Origin of the sequence: Microbacterium sp. Leaf151, from assembly GCF_001424225.1 — a bacterium.
In the GTDB taxonomy this organism is placed as follows: Bacteria; Actinomycetota; Actinomycetes; order Actinomycetales; family Microbacteriaceae; genus Microbacterium.
The window spans coordinates 1,192,803-1,213,159 of sequence record NZ_LMOR01000004.1; the positions used below are offsets into that span (position 1 = coordinate 1,192,803).

Genomic DNA, 20,357 nt, shown 5'->3' on the forward strand with positions numbered 1-20,357 from the left:
CTCAGCCGCCCGGGGCAACCACCGGGAACGCCCCGGGGCATCCTTCACGGGTGACCCGGGGCGTTTCGGCGTCGAGGCCGACGAGATCGGACACGCACCCCGGCGGTGCGAAATCTCGGCATCCGGATGCCGTGCACCGGCCCCGGCGCGCGCGGGACCTCCTCCGGGTCACCGGATGCCGTCGTCTTGCGCATCCAGGATCCGCGCGACCGCGCACCTGCGGCCGCCGCGTCGCGCCATCGCCTCCGCGCGAGCGCGCACCTGCGGCCGCCGCCTCGCGCGAGCGCGCACCCGACATACCGACCGCGGCTGGGGACGCGGCTCAGGCGCACCAATCCGGGCGCGTCCCGGGCACCTCGGCGAGCGGGGCGCCCGAGGACACGTCGATCACGGTCGAGGTGCGGCCCAGCCACTCCGCGCGGGTGGGGTAGTCGTCGATCTCATCCTCGGTGCGGACCACCCCGACCGCCGCGAACCGCCCGCTGGGCGAGACGCAGACTTCTTCGATCCGGCCGCCGGCGCCGGCCCGGAAGACCCCGACGGGCGGTTCCGAGGCGGTCCGGCGCACGACGTCCTCTGCCGTCCACTGCACCGACGAGGAGTCGGAGAGGAACACCGTGCCCGTCGACAGCTCGTCGGCGGCGGCGCCGGCGATGTCGCTGAGGGTGCCGTTCGTCAGATCGAGCACAGCGGGACCCCCTGCACCGTCGACCACGAGCGACGTCGAGGCGGGCAGCACCGCGCGCAGCCCTCCGACCTCCCCGAGCAGGCGCGGGGGCGCCGCGCCGGTGGCATCCACGAGGATGAGCGACCCCGTGGGCGCCTGCGCGACGAGGTAGGAGCTGCCCGGCACGAAGAACCACGAGTCGGCCTGCAGCGCGAGTCCGTCGAGGTCGAGCACGGCGCGAGCGCCCGCGTCGGGATCGGCGGGGTCGACGAGGAACAGCGTGCTGGTGTACGGCTGCGCGTCCGCCCCCGTGCCGGTGAACACGAAGCCCGTGCGCCCGGCGTCGGCCGATGCCCGCAACAACCCGACGGTCCCGTCACCGGGAAGGGGCAACGCCACCGGGTCCGCCCCCTGGCCGGCGCGGGTGAGGGTGGCACGGCCGTCTTCGTCGAGCACCGCGGCGACCACCCCGTCTCCGTCATCGGCGTACTCCTGGATGCGCGGCGCCGAGAAGATGACCTCGTCGGACCCGGATGACAGATCGTGGCGCACGATCCGATCGTCGGCGCCGCCCGTGCGGTCGAAGCTCCCGCCGCGTTCGAGGGTGGTGACGGTCAGCGGTGGGGTGGCGAAGTCGAACGCGGCCTCCGCGGTCGCACCCGTCGCCCGCCCGCGCAGCGCCGGAATGCTCACCCGGTAGTCCCGGGCGTGGTCGACGGTGCCGGTGAAGCGCAGACGCATCGTGGACCCGGTCACCTCGATCTGGAAGGGCGTCGCGGGCTCGACCCGCACCCCCTCTCCCGAGCGGGGGTCGAGGGGCTGGTCGGCGCGGAACACCAGCGTCACGCCCGACTGCTGTACGGCGAGCGCTGGGTCGCCGTCGACACCGCGGATCCGCGGCCCGCGCTCGAGGGCAGCCGCGGCGAGGGTCGTGCTGACCGCGGCGAGGCAGGCGACGACGGCGATGCCGGCCACGGCCCAGCGGCGCGACGAGCGCGGGCGGGCGGCATCCGTCTCAGGAGAGGTACGGGTCATCGGGCTCCTCCACGGCGTCGACGGTCGCGGGGCTCAGGTGGGTCGCCCCGCCATCGTCGGCGAAAGTACCGGTCAGGTGCACCCAGTCGCCCGAGCGCAGATCACTCGGCAGATCGGCGGCGATGACGGGCACGGCGAACAGCTGCGCGTCGACCGTGCAGCAGGTGACGGCGTAGCGTCCGACGCGGACGGCACCGTCGCCGTCGATCAGCAGGAACCCCGTCACGTCGGCCTGCTGCCCGACGAGATCGTCGGCGGTGGCGCCGCTGCCGAGGATGCTCGCCCAGTCGCGGACTGAGAAGCGGGTCGGGTCGCTGCCGACGAGCGACGGACGGGGCACGTCTCCGCCGCCGTCGACGGCACTCGCGCTCGACAGGGCGCGCTCGGCGCTCAGCGTCGTCGGCGGCGCGACCAGCAGGGCCGCCGCGGAGACGACGACGAGCGTGCCCGTCACGACCGTCGACAGCATGCGGTACGAGCGGCGCCGGACGAGCTGGTCGTGATCGTGGTCATGGTCATGGTCATGGTCATGGTCATGGTCGTGCGCCGTCTCGCGTCTCGTGGCGGTGACCCAGACCGCCGCCGCGAAGAGCCCCGCCCCCACGATGCTCAGCAGCACGGTGAAGACGACGTAACGGGGGTGGATGTACAGCGTGAGGTCACCCGCGGCGGCGAGCGCGAGGGTGGCGACGAGACCGATGCCGCACAGGGCGAGACCGGCCCATCGCGAGACGAGTTCAGACAAGCAGGTTCACCACCAGACCGAGGGTGAGGGCACCGAGCGCCACGACGAGCGTGATCCCGGCGAGCGTGCGCAGACGGAACGTCGTGGAGAGCATCACGAGCATCTTCACGTCGATCATCGGGCCGAGGACGAGGAACGCCACCAGTGCGCCCGGCGAGAACGACGACGCCAGCGACAGCGCGAAGAACGCGTCGACGTTCGAGCAGATCGCGATCACGAAGGCCAGCACCATCAGGGCCAGGATGCCGAGCACGGGATGCCCGCCGATGCCCGTCAGCGTGTCGCGCGACACCGCCACCTGGATGACGCCGGCGACGGCCGCGCCGAGGAAGAGCGCCGGCAGCATGGCCGAGACCTCGTCGCGGAACATCACCGCCGCGCGCCGCAGAGTCGCCGGCTCCCGCGTCGACGTCGCGGCAGAGGCGCAGACCGCGGCCCACTGCGGCGTCAGGAGGCGCTGGGGGTCGGGGTGCAGGCTGACGAGCCAGCCCACGAGGTTGGCGAGCACGAAACCGCCCACCAGCCGAGATACCAGGATGCCGTCGTTCCAGCCGAAGGCCTGGTAGGTCGTGATGAGGGTCACCGGGTTGAGGATGGGTGCCGCCAGCAGGAACGTCACTGAGTCGGCGACCGAGAACCCGCGCATCATCAGCCCTCGGGCCAAGGGGACGTTGCCGCACTCGCACACCGGAAGGACGACCCCCAGCAGCGACAGGACGGCGCGTCGGAGGACGCCGGTGCGCGGGATGACGGCATCCAGCACCCGGGAGGGGACCCATAGCTGCACAGCGATCGAGATGGAGATGCCGAGGAAGACGAACGGGAGGGACTCGATCACCACGCTCGCCGCGAGGGTGACACCGTCGGAGAGGGCGCTCGGGAGCGAGCCGTCGCCGTCGATCGTCAGCCACCGGACGACGATCGCGGCCGCGATCAGCGACGCCGCGACGAGGAGCACCCGGCGCGCCCCGGGGCCGAGCGCCGGCGGCGCGGGCTCCGGTCGGACGCGCGCGGGTGCGGCGGGAGAGCTGCGCGGGGTGGGCATGGGGCTCGATCGTCCTATCGGGGGAGGCGTGCGGCGTTCGCGCCGGGGTCGGCCGTGACCGCCTGTCCCCGGGATCTCCGGGGACGCATCCGCCCGCGACCGTGGTGCGTCAGGAGCACCGGTGCGCCTCGATCGGCACCGTCGTCTCGCGCGACTGTCCGGCGCCGTCGGCGCGGAGCGACATCGACCCCGCCGGGATCGCCGCCGCGCGCGTCGAGAACGCCGCCGTCGCGGTGCCGCCCGCGGCGAGCGCCGGGAAGGTCTTCGTCCCGTACGCGCTGGACGCCACCACCGACACCGGAGCGGATCCCGTGTTCGTCACCTTGAGCATCACGGTGACTTTACCGGCGACGCACCGCGACGAGACGGAGCTCTCCACGCGCGGTGCCGCCGCATCGGCGACGCGCACCTCCACCGGTGCGGACGCGGAAGCCGAGAGGACGTCGAAGCCCTGATACGCGGCGGTCAGACGCACATCTCCCGACACCTCGGGGATGACGGCCTCGGCGACGAATGCTCCGTCGTGCGAGATCACGCGCGCGTCGACCGTCCGATCGCCGAAGGCGAACCGCACCGTCCCGGCGACGGCGCCGCCGTCGGTCGCGGCCACGGCGGCCTCCACCTTCGCACCCGGCTCGAGCACGGCACCGCCCGTGACGCCGACGAGGGAGGTCGTGGTCGCCGTCCGCGTGGCGGCCACGCCCTTCGCCGACTCCCACTGGTTGAGCGTGACCGGCATGACACTGCCGTGACGCGACTTCGGCAGTGCGCCGGCCACGGTGCGCCACGCCGGCGCCGCCAGCGACTCGGTGAACAGCGGCAGATACCCCTGCCCCGTGAAATCGTCCACGAAGAGGTAGAAGCCCTCGTCCACGCCCGCCGGAAGCGCGGTGTCGCCCGCGTTCGCGCGGAAGATCGTCGGCCCCTCGGTGGTGCGGCCGGTTGCGCGGGCGGTCTTGGAGACGCACGTCGCATCGGTCGTCCACGCGTAGTCGCCGGGGACCGAGAGAGCGTAGAGCGACGAGGCGGACTCCTGCACGACGTCGTTGCAGCCGGTGATCTCCTTGGTGAACCGGTAGAAGGTGCCGTCGTCCTCGATCATCGTGGAGTCGATCCGGTCGCCGGCGTCCTGCCAGATCTTGGCATCCGAGAACGTGACGAAGTCCCGTGTGGTGGCGTACATGACCTTCGAATAGGTGTAGTCGGGGGTACCGACCTTGTCGTAGGGGCGCGTGGCATCCAGGAACACCCGCGACGACCAGTACACGACGTACTCGCCGGCGTCCTCGTCGTAGAAGGCCTCGGGCGCCCACGTCATCGAGGCGAACGGCCCCGACACGGGCACGTGCCGCTGCGCCGACCAGTTCTTCAGGTCGGTCGACTCCCAGATCTCCAGGTGCTGGCTGCCGTCGTCCAGCGACGACTCCCATGACGTGCCCCCGCCGATCGACAGATCGGTGGCGATGAGGAAGAACCGGTCGCCCTCTGCGGAACGGATGACGAACGGGTCGCGGAGCCCGCGCGTGCCCTGCGTCGACGAGAGGATCGGCGTGCCGTTGTTCAGGACGTCCCACGTCATCGCGCTGTTGCTCTGCGATGCGGCGAGCGAGATCTTCTCCCCCTCCAGGGTGTCGGCGGTGAAGTAGGCGAACATGTAGCGACTGTCGACGGCGGCGCGCGGGGCCGGCTCGACGGTGACGGCGAAGCTGCGCGTGACGGCGGCGGCCCCCGTTCCGACCGTCGCGGTCAGGGTCACGGGCGCGGGCTCCGCGCCCCACGCCGGCCGCGTCACGACGCCGGGGTCGGCGGCGCCGACCGCGCGCTCGGAGATCACGGCGGGGGCCGACGACGTCCACGCCACCGGCGCTCCCCGCTCGCCCCGGGTGGGCAGCGTCACGTTGCCGCGGACGACGGCGGGCACCCCGAGCGCGTCGCGGTCTGCCGTGACGTCGGCGGCGGTCAACGCCGGCACCACCACCGTGAACGTCCGCGGCGCCGTCGCCCCGACTCCACGGGCCTCGGCAAACGCACTCAACGTCACCGTGGCCGCGGGCTCCCCCACTGCCGGGCGCGTCACGACGCCGTCGGCGGAGACGACCGCGGGGTTCGACGACGACCAGGAGATCTCCCGGATGCCGAACAACCCGAGGTCGAGGTCGCCGGTCACCGCCGAGGTGTCGCCCAGATCGACGGCGGCCGCCTTGGTGTCGGCGACGGCACGGAGCGCCGCCTGGTGGGTGGTGGCGTCGCTCTCGGACAGCGAGACGACCTCACCGCTGGACAACGCGCGGTCGTAGACGTGGAACGCGCCGACGGTCCCCTTGAACAGGGCATCGGGCCACGGTGCGCGTCCAATCGTGTTGAGAGTCTGCGAAATATCGGCGGGGGTGAGCGTCGTCGTGACGACCCCCGACAGCTGACCGTCGGTATAGAAGGTGAGGGTGTCGGCGTCGGCGTCGATGACGGCGGTGAGGCTGTGCCACCGGTTCGCCTTCACCGGGTAGGCGGTCGCGTTCTTCTCACCCCCGGCGGAACCCGTCGTGATCCCCGAGCGCGGCGCGCGGACGTTCGCGAACCAGTACTGCTGGGTCGCGTCGTTTCCGATGTTCCAGAGGAAGTGGTTCGAGGTGAGCATCGCGGCATCGGCCTTGACGTCGATCGACACCGTGGCCGAGGTGGCGGTCTTCAGCAGGTCGTCGGGCAGCTCGACCCAGTTGCCCGTGGAAGTCTTGGCGCCCCCGGTGAACTGCAGGGTCCCCGCCTCCGCCCGCTGCGACGCGGTGTAGTTGCGCACCGTCGCATCGAGCGGGTCGCCCGCGGCGTCGGAGCCGTCGGCCGTGTTGCGGGCCATGTCGCCGGAAGTCTCGTCGAACGTGTAGCGCGCGACGAGACCGTCGTCGCTCACGCCGGAGGGCGCCGCGATCGCCGCCCCCGTGCCGAGGACGCCGCTGACGGCGACCGCCGCGGACACCGCGACGGCGAGGGCTCGTCGCGTCCCGGAGGCGACGCCGGCGGCGCGGCCCCCTCCGCTCGGGCGACGGGAGGTGCGGTGTGAAGGGGTGTGGGAGAGCATGGTGTCCTGACCGTCGGTCGACGTCGTTGGAGGGCGCGGGGCGGGGCCGCGGGTCAGCGGCAGGTGGTCGCCGCGAACGGCGCCGTCACCGACGAGGTGGTGCCGCCTGTGCTGGCGGCGACGGTGACCTCGCCCGCGGCCAGCGGGTTCGTCCGTGCCGTGAAGGTCACGATCGTGCTCTTGCCGGCGCCGAGGGAGGCGATCGTCTTCGAGCCGTGCGCCGAGTCCACCTGCAGGGCGACCGGTGCCGCGCCGCCGTTCGCGATGCGGGTGACGACGATCGCTTTGCCGGCGGCGCACCGCGTCTCGGCCGTGGCCGTGACGGCCAGGGCGGGGGCGGTCACGACGACGTCCGCGGTGACCGTGAGCGCTGTCGAGCTGAACAGACGCCGGTCGGCAGCGTTGTACGCGGTCGAGCCGTTGGTCCCGGCCCACTGATTCAGGTTCGCCCCGACCGTTCGCACCGTCCCGGTGACCGGGTAGGAACCGGGCTTCGAGGCGTCGACGCCGGTGAGGTTCCATGTCACGGGCTGCGCAGCGGTGCCGCGACCGTACGCAAGAGTCACCTGCGCCTCTCGGGGCAGAGCAGCCGTGATGGATGCCGTGCCGGCGCCCTGCGTCACGCTCGCGTCACCGAGGTCGGTGGTGACGACGGCCGTGGCATCCGCCTTGCGGATCCCGTCGTACTGGCCGAACGTCAGCGGGACGATTCCCCCGTGCTTGGTGCTCGGCGCCATCGAGAAGGTGTCGGATACGAGTGGCGTCCATCCGGCATCGAGGTTCGTCGTCTCCAGCGGGCGGTAGCCGGTGGAGGGGATGACGTCGACGTAGAGGTACCACGCGTCTTCGCCGTGGCGCTGGAAGACCGCGGGACCCTCGACACCACCCGCGTTTCCGCCGGAGTAGTTGGCGCCGATCCGCTCCTGCACGGTCGTCCACGCGGTCGACTGCTTCCACCAGTCGGCCGCCGTGGTCGACTCCATGTAGATGCCCCGGCCGAAGGCGTTGTCCTTCGTGACGCGGTAGGTCTTGCCGTCGTTCTGGATGACGGTCGTGTCGATGGCGTCGCCGCCGGTGTCGATCATCGTTCCGCCGTAGCGGTAGGTCTGCTGCGTGAAGTCGGTGGTCGCGCCCCACAGGACACGCGAGTACGACGACCCGGTGTGGGCGGCGTTGGAGTACACGGTCGACGACCAGTAGAGGACGAAGGCGCCGCTGCCGTCGGCGTTGTACCCGGGGACCCAGGTCGCCTCGGGGGCCCAGGCCATGCCGAGCTCGGCGACCTCGGTGCCGGCGGGCGACTGGGCGACGTCGAACTGGCGCAGGTCGCCCCAGGTGACGAGGTCCTTCGACTCCCAGACGTTCAGCTTCGTGGACCCCTGCGAGCTCCAGTAGCACCAGTCGGTGCACCCGGCCGCGCCGCGGTCGCCGCCGAACACGCGCAGGTCGGTGGCGATGATGTAGTACGTCTGGGTCTCGGGGTTGTACGTCAGGTACGGGTCGCGGACGCCGGTGGTGCCCAACTGCGAGGCGAGGATCGGCTTACCGCCGTTCAGCGGGTCCCAGGCCTCGGGGTCGTCGCCGCGCGAGACGTCGAGGTAGATCTTCTCGGCGTAGCCGTTGGCATCCTCGATGAAGTGCACCATCGCGTACCCGAATGCGTCCTCGGCGGCACGGGCGGGCTGGATCGTCGTGGTCACGGCACGCGAGGCGGCCACCCCGCGGACCGTCGCGGTCGCCGTCAGCGTGGTCGTCCGCGCCGCGGACCCGACGGCCGGCAATGTCGTCGTCAGCGTCTTGCCGTCGGCGGCGACCGTCGTGCCCGAGTCGGTCGCGGCCCAGGTCACGCGGCCGCCGTACGTCGGAAGGGTGGTCGTGCTCTCATCGACGGTCACCGGTGCCACGGCATCCACCACGGTCTGTGCCGCCTGGCGGTGCGCGTCGGCGTGGATCGTGGCGTCCGCCGTCGAGACCCGCGTGACCTCGTCGGCCGAGAGCGCCCGGTCGTACACGCGGAACGTCGACACCTCGCCCTTGTACATCGGGTCGGGGTACGGCGCGCGGCCGATCGCGTTGAGGGTCTGATCGGTGATGTCGGCGGGCGAGAGGGTGGTGGGGGTGGATGCCACCTGCACCCCGTCGACGAAGAAGGTGAGGCGCCCGGCGGCTCCGTCGATGACGGACGTGAGGCTGTACCAGCGGTCGGCCGACAACGCGGAACCGGATCGGGCGTTGACCTCGCCGCCACCACCGTTCGTGGTGAGGACGGTGCGCGGGTTGTCGCGGACCGACGAGAAGTACGACCGCGTCGGGGAGTCGCTGCCGATGTTCCAGAGGAAGTTCCAGTTGTTCTTCATCGAGGCGTCGAGTTTCGTCTCGATCGTCACCGTCGCGGAGCGTGCGCCGGCCAGGACGTCGTTCGGCAACCGAACCCAGCTTGCCGTCGGGCTGGTTTTTGCGCCACCGGTGAAGACGAGCGATGACCCGGTCCACAGCGAGTCCGTGCCGTTCACGACGGTCGCGGCGCCCAGCGTGGTCGGCGCACTGTTGGGCACGCTGGCGCCCGCGGTCTCGTCGAAGATGTACTCCGCGCGCAGACCTGTCGAGGGGAGGCCGGTCTCCGCCACGGCCGGTGCCGCCGTCAGGGGGACGAGGCCCCCGGCGAGGAGGGCGACGCCGGTGGCGAGGCTGAGGATCGCGCTCCTCCGGCGTCGGGTCGACGGTCGCGCGGATGCGGTGGGGGCGGTCGAGTGTGCAGTCATCACTCCAGCTCCTTTGCCAGGATGATCGGGGCCCCTGAGGCGCAGGAACGATCTGGATGTTACCGCTCACTTTGCATGGGGGCAAGACCGGTCGTCCCACGGGTCGGGCGTCCGCGCTGCGATCACCGCCTCGGCCGTCCCCGAACCCGTGGGCGGGCATGCCCGGTGGCGGGTGGATGGGGCGCCGCGGTGACTCGAGCGGAAATCGTGATGGCCATAACGGCATCCGTGTGGCTATTGTGAGCGATAACACTGCACTTTGATGGTCAGTCACTTAATGGAGAGTGGTTATGCACCTGCCTTTCGCGGCGCGTTCGACGACGCCCCCCGCCCCCCTCGAAACCCCGCCCACCCGCGCGCGGCGGCGCCGGCTGACGGCGGTCGCTGTGAGCACCACCGCCGCAGCGGCCCTGTGCGCGAGCCTGCTCGCACCCGGTGTCGCCACCGCCGCAGGACCCGACGACGCACTCATCGCCGACTTCACGTTCGACAGCGGCACGACCAGCTTCACCGGCGCGGGCGCCACCGCCACCACGCAGGGCACGGCTCGACTGGTGCCCGGCGTCAGCGGCAACGCCGCCCAGCTCGGCAGCGGCTTCTGGCTCAACGTCACCAAGACCGGCGGCGCTCCGTTGCTCGCAGGGCTCAACGACGTCACGTTCTCGTACGACAGCAAGCCCGCCTCCACCGGGAACACCGGCTGGTCCGTCTTCGCAGCCCGCAGCGCCGCGACCCAGGCGTACGCCCAGGAGCACTATCTCGGCTTCCTCGACCGCACCACCGGCATCACCGTCGAGCGCTACGACAACGCCGGCAGCCGGAACACCGCGGGCAACCTCGTCGCCACCCAGACGAACGCGGAGTGGAAGCACGTCGACCTCGTCCTCTCGGGCGGCACCGCGCGCCTGTTCGTCGACAAGAAGCTCGTGTCGACCAACACCACGGGCACCGCTCTCGCGCAGATCCTCGGCGCCTCGGGCGGCGTCCTGCAGGTGGGCAAGGCCAACTGGGGCGGCGGCGAGTACTTCTCGGGACTCCTCGATAACCTACGCGTCTACAACCGCGCCCTCACCCCGTCCGAGCTCGGCGTCGCGACGGTCGCCGCTGACCCGGCCGCGGCCCTCAGCATCCCCGCCCGCATCTCGGGCGACCTCCCCTCGTCCGTGCTCGGCAACGCCGTGACGTGGTCGGCATCCGGTGCCGGCGCCTCGCTCGTCTCCGCTGACGGCAAGGTCACCCGCCCGGCCGCAGGTCCCGTCGCCGTCGAGCTGACCGCGACGATCGCCGGCGTCACCACGCCCGTCACCGCCTCGGCGCAGATCCTCGACGCCGGCGGAGACGTCGCCACCTATGTCAAAACGGTCACGACGACCAACGGCGTGAAGGACGACCCCCTCGCCTACAACGACGACCGCCGCGCCGACGCGCTGTTCGTCTCGGCCCGCCCGTCGGGCGCTTCGGCCTGGGAGCCGCTGAACCGCTCGCAGGCCATCCTGTACGCGACGTGGAACGGCTCTCAGAACGCGAACCCGAACGCCCAGGTCGGCTCGCCCACCCTCATCCGCTTCGCCGACGGCTCCCTCGGCGCGGTGGCGGCGCAGAACAACGCCACCGATTCGGTGTACGTGTGGGACGCCCCCGACGGAGCGACCTTCCGCAACCAGCGCACCGTCAAGATCGCCTCCGACGGGTCGATCGTGAAGAACCCTCGCATCGAGTTCGACGCCGCCAGCCAGAAGTACACGGCGTACTGGACCGACGAGCTCACCGGTGAGGGCCGCGTGGCCCGACTCGACGCCCTCACCGCCGGCAGCACCCCGACCGCGGCTACCAAGGCCGACGTGCGCGCGCTCGGCGTGGTCGGCGCGGGTCTGCCCGGCTTCACCGCGCAGGCGCAGGCGAGCTCGTTCGCCCTCTCGAAGGCCGAGTTCGACGTCTTCTACAAGAACTACGTCGACCTGCAGAACACCGGCGTCCGGGCCCCCGCCGACGTGCAGGTCGAGAACGGCAAGAAGGTGGATGCCGCAGCCCTCCCCGGAACCGTCACGCTCGACTACAACGACGGCTCCAGCAAGAACCTCCCGGTGACCTGGGACGCCGAAGATCTGGCATCCATCGATTCGCGGACCCCTGGCACGTACGAGGTGACCGGCGTGGTGCAGCAGACGGCCGAGGAGATGGTCAACGACGCGCGGGCCGATCCGCACCTCTTCTTCAACGAGGACGACGGCTACTGGTACCTCACGGGCTCGCACTACTCGATCCCCTCGAACGCGTCGAACGACCAGCTGATCGACGCCAACGCCTACCGCAAGATCGGCCTGAAGCGCGCGACCACCATCGCGGGCCTCAAGGACGCCCCCGAGCAGATCGTCATCGACCCCGACGCCGGCACCCCCGGCAAGCAGGCCCAGTACCCCAACACCTTCTACGGCTGGGGCGGATACATCTGGGCACAGGAGTTCCACAAGATCAACGGGCAGTGGTGGATCGTCGCCGGCATGAACCGCGGCTACGCGCCCACCAACGGCTGGTGCGACAACACCGTCCTGATCCCCTACACCGGCACCGAGGAGTCGCTGCGCAACGGCGGTCTGGTGAACCAGGCGAACTGGGGAGAACCCACCATCCTCGAAGGGGCTGCGTTCGACGTCTCATATCTGGAGCGCGAGGAGAACGGCGTGACACAGGGTTACTGGGTCATGCCGAACAGTGCGAAGCTGCTCATCGGCAAGGCCAAGATGGGCCCGAAGGGCACCGTTCCGCTCATCGACAGCGGACTCAGCGAGGTCTACGCGATCAGCCAGCCCTGGGAGTACGGCAAGCAGGCGCCGACGCCGTCCGACACCACGGAGGGCGGCGACCAGGGCATCGTCGAGGCGCCCTACATGGTCGAGCACGGCGACTACATCTACCTCACCTACTCGGGCGGCACGGTCGACAAGTACTACGACATCGGCATGCTGCGCGCCGCCAAGTCGGCCGACCTGAAGAACCCCGCGAGCTGGACTCTCGTGCCCTCCCCCGTGCTCACCACCAACGACACCTTCACCGGCCGCATCGGCGGCGCGGGTCAGGGCGGCACCGGGCACAACTCGTTCGCGACCGACCCGGCCGGCAACCTGGTGTTGGCTTACCACGCGCGCCCGTACCCCGAGCCGCACACCGGCGGTGCCGCGGGCGGTCTGTTCGACCCCGACCGCAACAGCTGGTTCAAGGCGGTGAACGTCCGCGCCAACGGCATGCTCGACCTGTCGCTGACGGCACAGCAGGAGGTCGCCCCGGCCAACCGCACCGTCACCGCGCGGGTGGTCGTGGCCGCGGCCCCGGCCGGCGTGCAGGCGAGCGTCGCGACGCGCTGCGTCGCGGGCAAGGTGACCCTCGTCACGACGGTCACCAACACCGGCACGGCTGTCAGATCCGGAACGATCGCCAGTGCGTACGGCTCGACCGCCTTCGCCGATCTGGGCGCGGGCAAGTCCGTGTCCAAGACGCAGTCCACCCGCAGCGCGTCCATCGACGCGGGCACCGTCACGGTGACCGTGCAGAACGCCTCCACCCCGGTGACCGCGGACTACCGCGCCACCAGCTGCCGATGACCGACCGACTCGACTCGACGAAGAGGAGAAACACCGTGACCCGAAAGACCAGCGCGCCCGCCCGAGGCGCATTCCGCAGACGCTGTGCGGGGGTGATCTCCAGCGCCCTCGGATTCGCCCTCGTCGTGAGCGGCGTCGGAGTCTCCGGCGCGGCGAGCGCCGCCGAGCCCGCATCACTGGTGGCGTCGTACGACTTCTCGGAGACGAGCGGCACCGTGGTGCGCGACACCTCGGGGGCCGGCCGCGACGCGGCCGTCGTCGGAGGCACGGCCTGGCGCGGCGGATCGCTGCAGCTCACCGGGTCGAACCACGTGAAGCTGCCCGACAACCTGCTCACCGGTCAGAGCGCCGCGACGATCATCATCGAGACCAACCCCGTCGCCCTGTCGGGCGCGAAGTTCCTGTGGAACATCGGCGGATCGGGCGATAACGCGACGGGACAGTTCTTCATCCAGCCCGTCGCCCCGCGCCTGGCCATCAGCCCGACGAACTGGCGGAACGAGCAGAGCGTCACCTCGACGACCCGGCTCGCCGAGAACCGCTGGCAGTCGGTGGCGGCGACCATCGCGAAGAACGCCGGGGGGACCACCTCGACGCTCACTCTCTACATCGACGGTGCCCTCGTCGCGCAGAAGACCGACTCGACGACGGCGCTCAGCGACCTCACCACGCACACCATGAACTACATCGGGCGCAGTGCCTACGGCGGCGACTCGCTCTACCAGGGCGGTGTCTCGTCGTTCCGCGTCTACAACGCGGCCCTGTCGGCCGGTGACATCGCCGCGGCGTCGGCGACGGATGCCACGGCCACGGCATCCGAGGTCGTCGCCGGAATCGACCTGGCCGGCGCCAACGCCCAGAGCCTGTCGGCCGTCGAAACCGACCTCGTGCTGCCGACGACCGGCGGCGTGACCTGGACCTCGTCGCCGTCGGGCATCGTCGCCGCCGACGGCAAGGTCACCCGGCCGTCCTCGTCGACCGCGGTCACCCTCACGGCCACGGCCACCGTGCGCGGCAAGACCGCCACGCGCACCTTCGACGTCACCGTGCTGCCCGCCCCGAGTGCCGCCGCCCAGGCTGCCAAGGCCGCCGCAGCACTCGTGCTGCCGTCGGTGCTCGAGAAGGGCTACGTGCTCCCGACGACCGCGCAGGGACTGCCCGTGGTGTGGTCGCACGTCTCGGGAGCGGGCTCCGTCGCCAACGGCAGCATCGCCACCGCCCCCGCCACCGGTCTCGCCGCCGCAACCCTCAAGGCCGTCGTCGGCTCGGGCGCCGATGCGGCGACCACCGAGATCCCGGTGCGCATCGCCGAGACCGGCGCGTCGCGGTTGGCGACGTACACGACGTCGAAGAACACCCGCGGCGGAGACGACCCCGAGGTCACGCGTAGCGCCCACCTCGCGCTCAGCAGCGACGGCACCGCGTACACGCCGCTCAACAGCGGCGCGGGTGTGGTGTTCCCCCAGGTCACCGGCATGACCGAGCAGACCAACGGCACCACCCGCTACCTCGGCTCGCCGTACATGTTCCGCCTCGAGGGCGACCAGGGCTACGGGCTCATCGCCCGGCGCACCGACGCCTCGGGCGCGGCCGACACCGCCGGCGCGCTCGTGTTCACCTCCCCCGACCTGGTCACCTGGACCGAGCGCAGCTTCCTGCCCCTCCCCGGGCAGGGCGCGACCGGAGCCGTGTCAGCCGAGTGGGACGCCCGCGTCAGCGCCTACCGCGTGGTGTGGACGAGCCCCGCGGGCTCCGCCCTGACCGGCACGACCACCGCGTTCCAGACGGTCACCGCGCAGGGCGCCGGGCAGCAGCCCGGTGGTCGCACGGCGAGCATCGGCGTCCCCTACGCCGAGACCGCGAGCGTCATCCCCGTCACCGCGGCCGAAGCACGGTCGGCATCCGATCAGCTCGGACGCGTGAGCAACACCGGCGTGCAGGCACCGAAACCGGTCAACCTGACCGCCGGCGACGCGCTGACCCTGCCCGAGAAGGTCACCGCCGACTACTCCGACGGCGGCACGCACGACTTCCGCGTCGCGTGGGACACCTCGAAGGTCGACGCCATGACGCCGGGTACGTACACGGCCACGGGAACGCTGCAGCGCACCGACACGAACTTCCCGCTCGTGGCCAACCGCGCCGACCCGCACGTGCTGCGCTACACGCTGCCCGACGGCAAGAAGACGTGGCTCTACATCGCGACCGACGACGCAGGTCAAGACGAGTTCTTCATCCGCCAGGCCGACACGATCGCGGGGCTCTCGAGCGCGGCCGACAACCGCATCCTCGGTTTCGGTCTCTCGGGCAACAGCGTCAACGCCCAGCTGTGGGCGCCCGAGCTGCACGTCGTCGACGGCGATCTGTACATCCTGTTCGCGGCCAACGCCGAGAGCAGCAACTGGTGGGCCGGCGTGCAGTCGTACACGATGCGGCTGAAGCCCGGCGGCAGCCCGCTCGTGCGCGCCGACTGGGAGGCACCGCAGCGCGTCGTCGACCAGGCCGGTCAGCCGCTCACCACGTACGGCCAGGGCATCACCCTCGATATGACCCACTTCGAGGACAACGGCATCGACTACGTCGTGTGGTCGGAGCGGGTGGTCGCGCCCTCGACGGGTCCGGCCGTTCTGAAGATCGCGAAGGTCACACCCAAGGCATCCGGTTCGTGGCAGCTGGCGAGCCCGCGTTCGACGGTCGCCTTCCCCGACCGGGGCTGGTCGAACAACACCACTCCGGTGGTGGAGGGACCGTTCGTCATCCAGCGCGACGGCAAGGTCATGGTCACCTTCTCGGGGTCTGGCGTCGACTGGACCTACGCGGTGGGCCTGCTCACCGCCGAGTCGGGAGCCGACCTGCTCGACCCCGCCGTCTGGAACGTGCGCAACAGCTCCATCTGGAGCTACGAGGGTGCGTTCTCGAACAACTGGGGTCCGGGGCACAACTCGTACACCTACGACGACGACGGCAACCTGCTCAACGTCTTCCACGCGAAGGCGACGCAGAACGGCAGCCGCGACTCCGGCATCCGGATGGTCTACTTCCGCCAGGACGACAGCCCCATCCTCGATATGACGGATGCCGAGTGGCTCGCCGCCGGCAACCGCACGGTGACCGCGACCATCACGGTCACCAGCCCCGTCAAGCCGTCGGTGCAGATGGTGACCGGCAGCCGGTGCGTCGCGGGCAAGGCCACCCTGTTCGCGACGCTGACCAACACGGGGACGGCCACCGCTGACGCCCGCGTGACGTCGCCGTTCGGCGCCACCGAGGCGAACGGCATCCCCGCGGGGAAGTCGAAGTCGGTCACCTTCACCACCCGGTCGACGAACCTCGCCGCCGGTTCCCTCACGGCGACGGTGTCGACCGAGGTGAACGGAACGCGGGTGCAGGACACGGTGACGGCCGACTACGCCGCACGCGCCTGCGGCTGAGACCCGTTCGACACGAGGGTGCGTCCGGCCGTGGGCCGGGCGCACCTTCGTCGTTCGTGCCGGTGTCCGGCATGGGGTGCCGATTGCGTCCGCGCACTGCGTTCCCGGCGCATCGGGGCCATCCCGCCCATCTGGCGCTTGACACCCCCGCACGTCGGTCTTACTTTGAGATGACCGGGTGTTTCCGGTAACAACACAGCCCCTCGACCGCCCCGCGGTCACCCGAAGACCGCGATGACGCGTGTCCCGGCGCCCCCGACGTCGCCGTCCGGGCCCGGATGCGCATCGCGTCGCCCGAAGAGCAAGGACGCCCGCACATGCGCACGCGCACACGTTCACCCCAGTGGAGGAAGGGCCTGGCCGTCACCGCCGCGGTCACCCTCACGATGACCGGATTGGGTGCCACCGCGACGGCCGCCCACGCGGCCACCGGGCCGCAGCCCCTCATCCACTACTCGTTCGACGGCGCCGACGGTGCCACGATCGCCGACAGCAGCGGCAACAGCTACAACGCCACCCTTCGTCAGAACGGCGGCTCCGTCACGGGCGGCGCCCTGTCTCTGCCCGGCGGCTCGGCCGGCACCGCGGCCTTCCTCGACATCCCCACCGCCGGCCTGGTCGGCAAGAAGGACCTCACCGTCTCGACGTGGCTCGCGCCTCGATCGGGCAACGGCAACGTCGCGGCCGCCTTCATCGGCGCCCCCGTCGCCTCCGGTGCGTCGTACTCGTCGGGGTATTGGCTGCTCAACCCCGCCAACCCCAACGGCTATGTCAAGTCGGTCGTCACGAACACCACCAACGCCGGAGCCCCGTGGGGCACGGAGGTCGGCCCGGGCGCGACGAACGCCGCCACCACCGGCGCGCGCACCCCCGCGGGGCTCAGCCTCTACACGACGGTGATCAGCGGAACCACCGGCCAGCTGAGCGTCTACATCAACGGCACGCGTATCGCGCAGAACACCATCGCCCGCGACGTCTCCTCCTTCGGATCGTCGCTCGTGTCGTACCTGGGCCGTTCGACCTACCCCGACGCCGGGTGGAGCGGGCTCGTCGACGACTACGCCGTCTACTCGTCGGCTCTCAGCGAGACCGACGTGAAGGCGCTGTACAACTCGCAGGCTCTCGACCGCGCCGTCGCCGGTGTGAGCGTGCCGTCCACGGCTCTCACCGACTTCACCGTCCCCACCACCAGCGCAGGCGCGACCGTCAGCTGGGCATCCAACAACGCCGCCGTCGCCTTCACTGGCGGCGCGGCGAAGGTCACGCGCCCGACCGCAGGCTCCGGTGACGCGTCGGTGACCCTCACCGCCACCTTCGCCGTCGGCACCGAGACGCGCACGCAGACCTACGCCGTGACGGTCCCGCAGCAGATCGCCGACTCCGAGAAGGTCTCGCGCGACCTCGCCGCGATCTCGATCCGCAACCTCGACAACGTCCGCGGCAACTTCTCGGTGCCCACCACCGGCTCCGAGGGCTCGACCATCTCGTGGTCGATCGCCGCGGCGGGAGCGGCCAACGCCGAACTGCGCGCGGGCGTCCGCGACAACTCCCGCACGGTCGAGGTCAAGCGTCCGGCCACGGGCTCCCCCGCCGTCGACGTGCAGCTCACCGCCACCGCCACCAACGGCGGTGCGACCTCGAGCCGGAGCTTCACCGCCCGCATCCAGCCCATGCCGGGTGGATCGCAGGAGACCGAGGCGTACTTCTGGACCTTCTTCACCGGTGAGGGCGACGGCGCCGAGCGCGTCAGCATCGCCGCCTCGAAGGGCAACGACGCGCTGACCTGGAACACCCTGAACCAGGGCAAGCCCATCTTCACCTCGACCGTCGGCACCGAGGGTCTTCGCGACCCGTTCATCATCCGGGCACCCCACGGCGACAAGTTCTACATGATCGCCACCGACCTCAAGGTCGCGGGTCTGGCCGGCGGCTTCACCACCGCGCAGATCTCCGGCTCGAAGTACATCGAGGTGTGGGAATCCGACGACCTGGTGACCTGGTCGGAGCAGCGTCACGTGAAGGTGTCGTCCGACTTCGCCGGCAACACCTGGGCGCCCGAGGCGTACTGGGACGAAGAGCTCGACACGTTCGTGGTCTTCTGGGCGTCGAACCTGTACCCGACCACGAACGTGGCCGACCGCACGGGCGTGACGTACAACCGCATGATGTACGCCACCACCGACGACTTCGTCACCTTCTCGGACGCCAAGGTCTGGAGCGACGTCCGTCGCGGCAACGGTCTCGGCCTGATCGACTCGACCGTGGCGAAGAAGGACGGCGTCTACCACCGCTTCACCAAGGACGAGGCGAGCATGACGATCCGCCACGAGAAGTCCACCGACCTGCTCGCGACCATCTCGGGAACCCTCCCGGGCACGACGGGAGCTTCGAACCAGTGGACCCTCGTCGAGGAGCGGGTCGCGAGCGGCCTGCCCAACGGCGAGCCGGGCGGCACCTACTCCAGCGGTGAGGGTGCGAACATCTTCGCGGCCAACGAGGGCGACGTGAACAACCTCGACTGGTTCCTCTTCATCGACCAGCCGAACTACCACGGCGGACCCAACCACTACGTGCCGTTCGGCACGAACGACCTCGACCGTGCCGGAAGCTGGCAGGCGCTCGGCAGCAAGCTCCGTCAGGGCCTGCCGCAGAACGCCGACGGCGGCAAGCCGCGCCACGGCACCGTCATCCCCGTCACGCGCGCCGAGTACCAGAAGGTGCTCGAGGCGTACTCGCCGAACATCGCGGTGAAGACCGTGGATGCCATCGACGTCTCCACCGACGCCGGCACGGCGCCCGTCCTTCCCCAGGCACGCCTGACCAAGGCCGACGGTTCGGTGCAGACGGTCGACGTGAAGTGGGACGCGGTGGATGCCGCGAAGTACGCCGCCGCGGGCACCTTCACGGTTTCGGGCGTCGCCCAGGACGACTCGCGCATGCCGGTCGAGGCCACCGTCACCGTCCGCTCCCTCGTGAAGGTGCAGTTCTCGGCCGAGGCGCGCTGCGTCGCCGGCAAGGTGCAGCTCGTTCTCAAGGCGGTCAACAACGGTGACACGGCGGCCACGCTGGCGATGTCGTCGACCTACGGTTCGAAGAACGCGACGGTCGCCGCGGGCGCCACCACGTCGGCCGTCTTCGCCACCCGCTCGGCGTCGGTCACCGCCGGCGAGGCGCAGGTGGCCGTGACCCAGGGATCGGCGACAGGGACGGTCACGGCCGCCTACGCCGCGAGGTCCTGCAGCTGACCCCCCGCACCGTCCCCCTCGGGTGACGGTGAAGGCCCCGGTGGATTCCCCCTCCACCGGGGCCTCTGTCGTTCCCGGGCGGGTTCCGCGGTTTGTCACTCCTCGCGCGGTGGGGGTGCACGATGCTGGCGCAGGTGCGTCGCCTTCTTCCCACGTTTGGGGCGCGATCTGCGCTTCGGGGCGAACAATGTCCGCCCCAAAGCGCGAATCCCGCCCCAAACCGAGACACCAACCGCAAATCCCGCTGCCCCAGAACGCCACCCGCGCATTCCGTCGCCATACGGGGCGGGGTCCTGGCGCGGGGAGAGAACTCCCCCGATGACGAATGCGTCGCCGCATCAGCGGTGGCAGGCAACGCATGACGAATACCGCGCAGCTCGACACAGCAGCGCTGGTCAACCCCGGTCGACATACAGAAGTGCCCCGGACTCTGCAGTGGCCCACCGCCACCTCGAGTCCGGGGCACTTTCCGTGCGCCGTGAACCGGCGCGCGGCACACGCCCCGAGTGACCGGAACGCGCGAGTGCCGCGTCGTCCCGGGGCGTGCGGCGCCCGGGACGACGGGTCTTACAGGCCCTGGGCCAGGCGGTAGTACGCCTGGTTCCAGCGCAGCTCGCTCTGGAAACCGCGGACCGTGGTGTCGTCGTCGATGACGATGAGCTCGGTCTTGGCGATCTCGGCGAAGTCGCGGAACACCTCGATGCCCACGGCCGTCGTCATGACGGTGTGGTGAGCGGCTCCGGCGGCGAGCCAGC

At 70.8% G+C, this 20,357-nt stretch carries 8 protein-coding genes and 1 pseudogene; 3 read left to right on the top strand and 6 right to left on the bottom strand.

All coding sequences use genetic code 11. The features are described 5' to 3' along the window. Window positions 1-322: 322 nt before the first annotated feature. From ASF76_RS16210 to ASF76_RS16850, 5 genes are all read right to left on the bottom strand, one after another. The gene (locus tag ASF76_RS16210) at window positions 323-1,702 is read right to left on the bottom strand and encodes a hypothetical protein (protein WP_055959918.1); all 1,380 of its coding nucleotides are present in this window, start codon (window positions 1,700-1,702) and stop codon (window positions 323-325) included. Continuing rightward, complete coding sequence (locus tag ASF76_RS16215; protein WP_055959921.1) at window positions 1,683-2,447, bottom strand: TIGR03943 family putative permease subunit; 765 nt, start codon at window positions 2,445-2,447, stop codon at window positions 1,683-1,685. The genes ASF76_RS16210 and ASF76_RS16215 overlap by 20 nt, the downstream gene beginning before the upstream one ends. After that, a complete protein-coding gene (locus ASF76_RS16220) occupies window positions 2,440-3,492 on the bottom strand; it encodes a permease (protein ID WP_055959924.1) in 1,053 nt (350 codons plus the stop codon). Before ASF76_RS16220 ends, ASF76_RS16215 begins: the two co-directional genes overlap by 8 nt. Before the next feature lie 109 nt (window positions 3,493-3,601). Continuing rightward, window positions 3,602-6,565: an immunoglobulin-like domain-containing protein gene (locus ASF76_RS16225; protein WP_156459288.1), complete on the bottom strand. Its 2,964-nt coding sequence runs from the start codon at window positions 6,563-6,565 to the stop codon at window positions 3,602-3,604. Between the two features lie 53 nt (window positions 6,566-6,618). Next, window positions 6,619-9,327 (bottom strand): LamG-like jellyroll fold domain-containing protein, encoded by a 2,709-nt coding sequence (locus tag ASF76_RS16850; protein ID WP_082485159.1) that lies wholly within the window; start codon window positions 9,325-9,327, stop codon window positions 6,619-6,621. A gap of 386 nt (window positions 9,328-9,713) precedes the next feature. Here ASF76_RS16850 and ASF76_RS16235 point away from each other — a divergent pair, with 386 nt between their 5' ends. The 3 genes from ASF76_RS16235 (at window position 9,714) to ASF76_RS16245 (ending at window position 19,602) form a co-directional block, all read left to right on the top strand. Further along, on the top strand, window positions 9,714-12,926 hold the full coding sequence (locus ASF76_RS16235; RefSeq protein WP_200936142.1) for a family 43 glycosylhydrolase: 3,213 nt from the start codon (window positions 9,714-9,716) through the stop codon (window positions 12,924-12,926). Between the two features lie 92 nt (window positions 12,927-13,018). After that, on the top strand, window positions 13,019-16,357 hold the full coding sequence (locus ASF76_RS16240; protein ID WP_055959935.1) for a family 43 glycosylhydrolase: 3,339 nt from the start codon (window positions 13,019-13,021) through the stop codon (window positions 16,355-16,357). 317 nt (window positions 16,358-16,674) lie between these two features. Continuing rightward, window positions 16,675-19,602: an immunoglobulin-like domain-containing protein gene (locus ASF76_RS16245; protein ID WP_055959938.1), complete on the top strand. Its 2,928-nt coding sequence runs from the start codon at window positions 16,675-16,677 to the stop codon at window positions 19,600-19,602. A 567-nt stretch (window positions 19,603-20,169) separates the two neighbouring features. Here the strand turns inward: ASF76_RS16245 and ASF76_RS16250 are convergent. Then, window positions 20,170-20,357: pseudogene (locus tag ASF76_RS16250) on the bottom strand (L-arabinose isomerase); the annotation flags it as partial.